This is a genomic window from Streptomyces sp. JJ36, assembly GCF_021696945.1.
GTDB lineage: Bacteria > Actinomycetota > Actinomycetes > Streptomycetales > Streptomycetaceae > Streptomyces.
This window is the reverse complement of the sequence record NZ_JACYHE010000078.1, coordinates 19,805-27,963: the sequence shown is the minus strand read 5'-3', so window position 1 is coordinate 27,963 and position 8,159 is coordinate 19,805. Positions and strand designations below refer to the sequence as shown.

Below are 8,159 nucleotides of genomic sequence, written 5' to 3'. Positions count from 1 at the left end.
TGCGGGGGCGGCGGCCCGGCGGCGCTGCGGTGCTCGGCTCCGGCCGGTACGGCGGCGCGGGCGGCGGGCGGGCTCGCAGGGACCGCGCCGGGCTGCTGCGCCGCGCCCGCCTGCACGTCCCCGGCCTCGCCCAGCAGGCCGCGCGGCAGCACCAGCACGGCCTGGATGCCGCCGTAGATGTTGCTCTGGAGCTGGACGACGATGCCGTGCCGGCGAGCCAGGGCGGAGACGACGAAGAGGCCGATGCGGCCGTCCGAGAGCAGTTCCCCGACGTCGAACTGCTCCGGTTCGGCGAGGAGGGTGTTCATCCGGCTCTGCTCGGCGCCGGTCATGCCGAGGCCGCGGTCCTCGACCTCGACGGCGAGCCCGGCCGTCACATGCTGGGCGCGTAGCAGTACCTGGGTCTGCGGGGCGGAGAAGATGGTGGCGTTCTCCACCAGCTCGGCCAGGAGGTGGATCACGTCGGCGACGGCGTGCCCGCGCAGGGTGCCCTCGATCGGCGGGACCAGCTTGACCCGCGGGTACTGCTCGACCTCGGCGATGGAGGAGCGCAGCACCTCGGTCATGGTGACCGGGCGGGTCCACTGCCGGCGGGAGACCGCCCCGCCGAGCACGGCGAGGTTCTCCGCGTGGCGGCGGATGCGGGTGGCGAGGTGGTCGACGTGGAAGAGGCCCTTGAGCAGTTCCGGGTCCTCGACCTCGTTCTCCAGCTCGTCCAGCAGCTCGATCTCCCGGTGGACGAGGGACTGGAGCCGCCGGGCGAGGTTGACGAAGACCTCGACCTTCTCCTCGCTGCCGCTGCTGCCCGCACGCACCAGCGCGGCGGCCTCGGCCACCGCCGTCTCGGCGGTCCGCTGGGCGGCGGCGAGTTCGTGCGCCAGCAGGTCCAGCGGGTCGTTCCCGGCCGGTTCCGGCAGCGGGTCCGGGCCGGACGGGCGCGGACGCTCGCCCTGCTCCAGGCGGTGGAGCTGGGCGCGGACCTCGGCGCGGCTGCGTTCGGCGGAGCGGCGCAGGGCGGCGTACCGCTCGACCGTGCCGCGGGCCTCGGAGGTGGCCACCAGCGCGGCGCCGACGACGACCGCACAGCAGAGCAGCAGGGCGCCGGCCAGGACACCCCAGACCGTGGCGCCGTCGGCGCCGCCGGCCGGCCCGCCGATGGCGTCCACCCCTCCTGCGGCGCTCATCACATAGGCGACCACTGCGGACGCCGTCACGGCCACGATTCCGGCCGGGAGCACGGCGAGCCGCAGCAGTCGGCGGCGGACGGCCGCGTCGCCGGCGGTCTCGCGGGCGGGTATCCGGCCGTGCCGCGGCCGGGGCCCGCCGGAGCCGGAGGGGGCGGCGTTCCGCACGGGAGCGGACGTTCCCCTTCCCGTCTGCACCGCGTAGCTCGGGGGTTCAGGCATCTGGTTCCTCGGTTGACTTGAGGTCTGTCTGAAGGGTTCGCCTCGGGGCACGCCGACTCGCACAGCGCGTGGCCACGCTAGCCGCCTTCACGACCCCACACAGACGCGGATGACATATTCGCCACCCCTCGCCAGCTCCTAACGAGTGAACATCTGCGCACACGTTTGAACAAGCGGGATCGATCATAACTCCCTTGCGGAGTAGGGAAGTTACTCGTTTCCGCACGCCGCTTCGAGTTCCGGGGGCCGGTTCTCGGCCATGCAGACGGAATCTTCACGTCCGGCGGCTCCCGCGCTCCGCGCCGCCCGCACGTCCGCCCGGCATGTGCGCCGGACATACCGTTGCCGTCCATCCTGCACCGTGACCGGGGTCCGCGCCAGAGTGCCCGGTGATCTCGCCGGCGATCCGGGCCGCCAGCGGAGCCACCGCCGCCGCCACCGGGGCCGACAGTCCGGTGCCGGTCCCGTCGTCGGCGCCCTCCACCGCGTAGAGCACCAGCCGCCCCGGCAACCGCCCCAGCGCCTCCGCGAGTCCCACGGCGGCGCCCAGCCCGAGCCCGTGCGATCCCGCCGACCCGCTCTCCACCGGCACCCGGCCGGAACGGCCCCCGCCCCCGCCGGGCGACACCGGAACCCGGTGCACCCGGCCGGGCCGCGCGGGGCGGGCGCGGGCGGCGTCCACCACGACGGCGAGCCCGGCCCCCTGCCACAGGTCCAGCAGCCGGGCCGGGTCCCCGGCGCCCGTGTGCAGGGCGGTGCCCTCCGGGAGCCCGTACGCCCCCGCCCGCAGCAGCCCCACCACGGCGGGGCCGACCCCGTCGTCCCGCCGCCAGGGGTTGCCGACGCCGATCACCACGATGCGGGCGGAAGCGTCCATGCCGGGTCCTCTACCCGGCCGCCGGGCGCCCCGGACGCCCCGCCGTCCCGCGGCACCCGTCCGGGTCAGCCGGCGGCCCGGCCGGACCGCCGATCAGGTCACGGATCCGGCGGCCCGCGGAGCGGGGGCCGCCGCGGGCGGCAGCCCCCGCGCATACTCGCGTCGGACGGGACACACACGGCGCGGGAGGTCGTCGATGGCGGAGGCCGGAGGTGCCACCGCGGTACTGGGCACGGACGGGCTGGACGCGCTCGTCCGGGAGCTGGCGGCACGCGGACGCACCGTCATCGGCCCGACGGTGCGCGACGGCGCCGTCGTACTGGCCGAGCTCTCCCGCGGCGACGAGCTGCCGTACGGCTGGGGCGTGGAACTTGAGGCCGGCCACTACCGGGTGCGGGAGCGCGCGGACGGCGCCGCGTTCGCGCACAGCGCGGGCCCCCAGTCGTGGAAGACGTATCTGCATCCGCAGCGGGAACGGGAGTGGACCGCCGACCGCGGCCCGGACGGCTCCTTCACGGTGGCCGAGGACCGGCCCGCGCCGGTCTCCTACGCCTTCCTCGGCGTGCGCCCGTGCGACCTGCGGGCGATCCATGTCCAGGACCGGGTGCTGACCTCGGGGCCGCTCAGCGACGAGCGCTACCGGGGCCGGCGGGAGCGCGCGTTCCTGGTGGCGGTCGAATGCACCGAGCCCGGCGCCACCTGCTTCTGCACCTCCATGGGGACCGGCCCGGCCGCGGGCGAGGGCCACGACCTGGTGCTGACCGAGGTGGTCGACGAGGCGGGCCACCGCTTCCACGCCCGGGCGGGCAGCGCGGAGGGCGCCGACGTCCTCGCCCGGCTGCCGCAACGGCCCGCGGACGACGCCACCAGGGCGGCCGCGGCCGCGGGGGTCGCCGCCGCCGCGGACCGGATGGGCCGCACGATGCCCGCCGTGGACCTGCGGGAACTGATGCAGGAGACGCTCTCCGCGGCGCGCTGGGACGATGTCGCGGCCCGCTGTCTCACCTGCGGGAACTGCACCATGGCCTGCCCGACGTGCTTCTGCACCAGCACGGAGGACGTCACCGACCTGACGGGCGACCACGCCGAGCGGTGGCGCCGCTGGGAGAGCTGCTTCGACCTGGAGTTCACCCACCTCCCCGGCGGGACGGTGCGGGGCTCCACCCGCAGCCGCTACCGGCAGTGGGCGACCCACAAACTGGGCACCTGGTACGACCAGTTCGGGAGCTCGGGGTGCGTGGGCTGCGGGCGCTGCATCGTGTGGTGTCCGGTCGGCATCGACATCACCGAAGAGGCCCATGCGCTGCACCGCGAACGCCTGGCCACCGGTGGCCGGGAGGAGGCGCCGTGACCCCGGCCGGCCGGGACTTCCTGGGCGAACTGCCGGAGGCCCACCGGAAACGGCTGCTCGGTTTCTCCCGGGACGCGTCGTTCGCGGCCGGCGGCCGGATCTTCGACGAGGAGGGGCCGGCCGACCGGTTCTGGGTCCTGCGCTCCGGACAGGTCGCGCTGGACGTCCATGTGCCCGGTCGCGGGTCCGTCGTCGTGGAGACGCTGGGACAGGGCGAACTGCTCGGGTGGTCGTGGCTGTTCGCGCCGTACCGGTGGCACCTGGGCGCCCGGGCAGGGCGGCCCGTGGACGCCTGGGAGTTCAGCGCCCCGGAGGTGCGCGCCGCCATCGACGCGGAACCCGCCTTCGGGCTGGCGGTGACCCGCGCCGTCGCCCAGGTGGCGATCGGCCGCCGGCTGCAGGCCGCACGCTTCCGGCTGCTGGACCTGTACGGACCGGACCCCGGCGGTGCGGAGTGACGGCGGGCCACGGAACGGCGCCCCCCGCAACGGACCGGGCGACGGCCGCCCCGGCACCGCGCCCGGCGGGGCCCCCGCTGCCGTACCGGGTGACCGGGCGGAGCCCGGGGCCGCCCGGGACGGCCACCTTCGTGCTGGAGCCCGCCGGACGCCCCCTCCCGGCCTTCGTACCGGGGCAGTTCGCGATGGTGTACGCCTTCGGCACCGGCGACGTCCCGCTGTCCGTCTCCGGCCTCGACGGCGGCCGGCTGACGCACACGGTGCGGGCCGTGGGCGCGGTGTCCGGCGCCCTGCAGCGGGTCCGGCCCGGCGACACGGTCGGGGTGCGCGGCCCGTTCGGCACCGGCTGGGACCTGCCCGCCGCGGCCGGGCACGATCTGCTGGTGCTCGCCGGCGGCATCGGGCTGGCCCCGCTGCGGCCCCTCGTCCGGCAGGCGCTGGCCGGTCCCGGCCGGTACGGGCGGCTCAGCGTCCTCATCGGCGCCCGCACCCCGGGGGACCTGCTCTACGCCCGGGAGACGGAGGAGTGGCGGGCAGCCGGTGCGCGGGTCCTGGTGACCGTCGACCGGCCGGACGACGCCTGGACGGGCGAGGTCGGCGTCGTCACCACGCTCCTCGACCGGGTGGCCTTCTCCCCGGCGCGGGCCACGGCCTTCGTCTGCGGCCCGGAGGTGATGATCCGGGCCTGCGCCCGCGACCTGGTGCGCCGGGGACTGCCCGCGGACCGCGTCCGGGTCTCGCTGGAACGCACCATGCACTGCGGGACCGGCCACTGCGGGCACTGTCAGCTCGGCCCGGTGCTGCTCTGCCGCTCCGGCCCGGTGCTGCCCTGGTCCCGCGTCCGGCCGCTGCTCGCCGTACGGGAGTTGTGAGTTGACCGGGAACACCGAAGACGCCGCAGACACCGGAGAGACCCGGTCCGCCGGAGAGGCGGCGGGCCGCGAAGGCACGACGGCCGGAGGGGCCGGCGGCCGCAGACGCCGCCGGCCGCGGCTGGCCGTCTGGAAGTTCGCCTCCTGCGACGGCTGCCAGCTCACGCTGCTGGACTGCGAGGACGAACTCCTCGGTCTCACCGACGAGCTGGAGGTCGCCTTCTTCCTGGAGGCCTCCGGCGACCCCCGCCCCGGGCCGTACGACCTGTCGCTGGTCGAGGGTTCGGTCACCACCGCGGAGGACGCGGAGCGCATCCGGCACGTCCGGGAGTCCTCCCGGAAGCTGGTGACCATCGGTGCCTGTGCGACCTCCGGCGGCGTCCAGGCGCTGCGCAACTACGCCGACGTGGAGGAGTTCCGGGCCGCCGTCTACGCCGAACCGGAGTACATCCGCACCCTCGCCGGCTCCACCCCGATCGCCGCGCACGTCCGGGTCGACTTCGAGCTGCGCGGCTGTCCCATCGACCGCGGGCAGCTCGTCGAGGTGCTGACCGCGTTCCTCGCCGGGCGGACTCCGGACGTCCCCGCTCACAGCGTCTGCTTCGAGTGCAAACGGCGCGGCACGCCCTGCGTGACCGTCGCACACGGAACACCGTGCCTGGGGCCGGTCACCCACGCCGGCTGCGGCGCCCTCTGCCCGGCCTACGGCCGCGGCTGCTACGGCTGCTTCGGGCCCTCGTACTCCACCAACTTCCCCTCCTTCGTGCCGTTGCTGCGCCGCGACGGGATGGACACCCTCGACGTGGTGCGGGTGCTGCGCACCTTCAACACCGCCGCCCCGGAGTTCGACGCCGTCTCCCGTCAGGAGCTGGGCGAGTGAGCGGCCCCCGCACCCGGACCCTCCAGGTCGGCGCGCTCGCCCGGGTGGAGGGCGAGGGAGCGGTGCGGCTGCGCGTGCGCGGCCGGCGGGTCACGGCGGCACGGCTCGCGATCTACGAGCCGCCTCGCTTCTTCGAGGCGTTCCTGCGGGGGCGCTCGTACACCGAGCCCCCGGACCTCACCTCGCGGGTGTGCGGCATCTGCCCCGTCGCCTACCAGCTCACCGCCTGCGCCGCCCTGGAGGACGCCTGCGGCGTCACCGTGGACGGACCGCTGGCGGCGCTGCGCCGGCTCTTCTACTGCGGCGAGTGGATCGAGAGCCAGACCCTGCACATCCACCTGCTGCACGCTCCCGACTTCCTCGGCGCGGAGAGCGCCATCGAGCTGGCGCGGCGGTGGCGCGGGGAGGTGGAGAGCGGCCTGCGCCTCAAGCAGGCGGGCAACATGATCGTCGAGCTGCTCGGCGGACGCGCCATCCACCCGGTCAACGCCCGGCTCGGCGGCTTCCACCGGGTGCCCTCCCGGGGCGAGTTGCGGCCCCTGGCGGAGCGGCTGCGGCAGGCGCTGGAGGACGCCGTGCACACCGTGCGCTGGGTGGCGGGCTTCGACTTCCCCGAGGCGGGCTGCGACCACGACCTGCTGGCCCTGGCCGAGCCTGGCCGGTACGCCATCGAGACGGGCGTCCCCACGGTGATGCCCGCACCCCGCACCGCGGGGCTGCCGCCCGGCAGCCGGCGGGCGCTGCCCACCCGCAGCTTCGGCGTACAGGAGTTCGAGGAGCATGTCGTGGAGTCCCAGGTGCCGTACTCCACGGCGCTGCAGTCGTCGCTGGACGGGCGCCGGCATCTCACCGGCTCCCTGGCCCGGTACGCGATCAGCGGCCGCTGGCTCTCCCCGCTGGCGGCGGAGGCGGCGCGGGGCGCCGGACTCGGCGATCCGCACACGGGCGCGGTGTGCCGCAACCCGTTCCGCAGCATCGTGGTACGCGCCGTCGAGGTGCTCTACGCCGTCGAGGAGGCGCTGCGACTGATCGAGGAGTACGAACCGCCGCCCCGGCCGTACACCGAGGTCCGCCCGCGGGCCGGCACCGGGTACGGCGCGACGGAGGCGCCCCGGGGGCTGCTGTACCACCGCTACGGCCTCGCCCCGGACGGCACGGTGACCGCGGCGAGTCTGGTCCCCCCGACCGCGCAGAACCAGGCGGCGATCGAGGAGGACCTGCGGGTGCTGACCGAGGAGCGGCTCGCCGCCGGGGAGGCTCCGGACGACGAGCTGACCGCGCTCTGCGAGCGTGCGGTCCGCAATCACGACCCGTGCATCTCCTGCTCCGCCCACTTCCTGGACCTCAGCGTGGACCGCGGGCCGGCCGGCGACAAGGCCTGATTGCCCGGGGCACACATGTCGTAGGGTCGGCAGGGTCCGCCCAGCAGAACCGGAGGAGCGCCCGTGACAGAGACCGCCGAGCCCGTGCTGACCGGGGTGCGCAACTTCCGTGACGTCGGCGGGCTGCCCGCAGGCGACGGGCTCCGGGTGCGCCCGGGCACCCTCTTCCGCAGCGGCCATCTGGCGCACGCCACCGAGGAGGACGTGGCCTTCCTGAGCGGGCTCGGGCTGCACACGGTCTTCGACTTCCGGAACTCCGCGGACCAGGCCCTGGAGGGCCCGGACGCGGCTCTGCCCGGGGTGCGGAACGTCAACATACCCCTGACCGACCCGGCCGAGGGTGCCGACTTCTGGCGCATGGTGCGGGACGGGAACCTGGCGCAGCTCCGCCGGGCGCTCTCCGACGGGCAGGCCGCACACCGGATGGCCGCCTCGTACCGCGCCATGATCCGCGGCCGCACCCAGGAGCACAGCCGGGTGCTGCACGCGCTCGCCGAGGACAGCGTGCCCGCGCTGCTGCACTGTGCGGCGGGCAAGGACCGGGCCGGGCTCACCGTGGCGGTGGTGCTGCTCGCGCTGGGGGTGCCGCGGGACGCCATCGAGGCCGACTACCTGGAGTCGAACTCCCCGCACCGCCGGTACAAGGTGCATCGCTCCAAGGGGGCGGAGGGCGGCCTCTCGCCGGAGGTGATGGAGCTGCTCGCCCCGCTCTTCGACGCCCGCCCGGCCTATCTCGAGGCGGCCTTCACGGCCATCGAGGAGACCTGGGGCGGCCCGGAGACCTATCTCCGGGAGGGCCTGCGCCTCTCGGAGGCCACCCGGGACCGGCTGCGGCAGCGCATGCTGGACACCTGACGCGGCCGCGCGGGACCGGCCGTCCCGCATCAGCCGCCCCTGCATCAGCCGTCCCTCCCGGGGCCGTCCCGTCCGGGG

The 8,159-nt window shown here is 75.5% G+C and carries 8 protein-coding genes; 6 read left to right on the top strand and 2 right to left on the bottom strand.

Annotated elements, in window-relative coordinates:
• The coding region (locus tag HOY81_RS22930) for a sensor histidine kinase KdpD (RefSeq protein ID WP_237322533.1) at positions 1-1,406 on the bottom strand (1,406 nt) is incomplete at its 3' end.
• Positions 1,407-1,680: 274 nt separating this feature from the next.
• Complete coding sequence (locus HOY81_RS22925; protein WP_237322531.1) at positions 1,681-2,283, bottom strand: hydrogenase maturation protease; 603 nt, start codon at positions 2,281-2,283, stop codon at positions 1,681-1,683.
• 196 nt (positions 2,284-2,479) lie between these two features.
• Here HOY81_RS22925 and HOY81_RS22920 point away from each other — a divergent pair, with 196 nt between their 5' ends.
• The 6 genes from HOY81_RS22920 (at position 2,480) to HOY81_RS22895 (ending at position 8,081) form a co-directional block, all read left to right on the top strand.
• Entirely contained in the window at positions 2,480-3,634 is a 1,155-nt protein-coding gene (locus HOY81_RS22920; protein WP_237322529.1) for a 4Fe-4S dicluster domain-containing protein, read from the top strand.
• Positions 3,631-4,092, top strand: a complete 462-nt coding sequence (locus HOY81_RS22915; RefSeq protein ID WP_237322528.1) for a cyclic nucleotide-binding domain-containing protein — start codon at positions 3,631-3,633, stop codon at positions 4,090-4,092. Before HOY81_RS22920 ends, HOY81_RS22915 begins: the two co-directional genes overlap by 4 nt.
• Before the next feature lie 89 nt (positions 4,093-4,181).
• Positions 4,182-4,964 carry an FAD/NAD(P)-binding protein gene (locus tag HOY81_RS22910; RefSeq protein WP_237322526.1) on the top strand — a complete coding sequence of 261 codons (783 nt, stop codon included), beginning with the start codon at positions 4,182-4,184 and terminating at the stop codon, positions 4,962-4,964.
• 121 nt (positions 4,965-5,085) lie between these two features.
• A complete protein-coding gene (locus HOY81_RS22905; RefSeq protein WP_237322540.1) occupies positions 5,086-5,844 on the top strand; it encodes an oxidoreductase in 759 nt (252 codons plus the stop codon).
• Entirely contained in the window at positions 5,841-7,226 is a 1,386-nt protein-coding gene (locus HOY81_RS22900; protein ID WP_237322523.1) for a Ni/Fe hydrogenase subunit alpha, read from the top strand. Before HOY81_RS22905 ends, HOY81_RS22900 begins: the two co-directional genes overlap by 4 nt.
• Positions 7,227-7,289: 63 nt before the next feature.
• Positions 7,290-8,081, top strand: coding sequence for a tyrosine-protein phosphatase (locus HOY81_RS22895; protein ID WP_237322521.1), 792 nt, complete (start codon positions 7,290-7,292; stop codon positions 8,079-8,081).
• The last annotated feature ends 78 nt before the right edge of the window (positions 8,082-8,159 follow it).

Bases quoted from the DNA above. Each gene is read 5' to 3' on its own strand.
- HOY81_RS22920 (WP_237322529.1), top strand. From the start codon at position 2,480: ATGGCGGAGGCCGGAGGTGCCACCGCGGTACTGGGCACGGACGGGCTG.
- HOY81_RS22925 (WP_237322531.1), bottom strand. From the start codon at position 2,283: ATGGACGCTTCCGCCCGCATCGTGGTGATCGGCGTCGGCAACCCCTGG.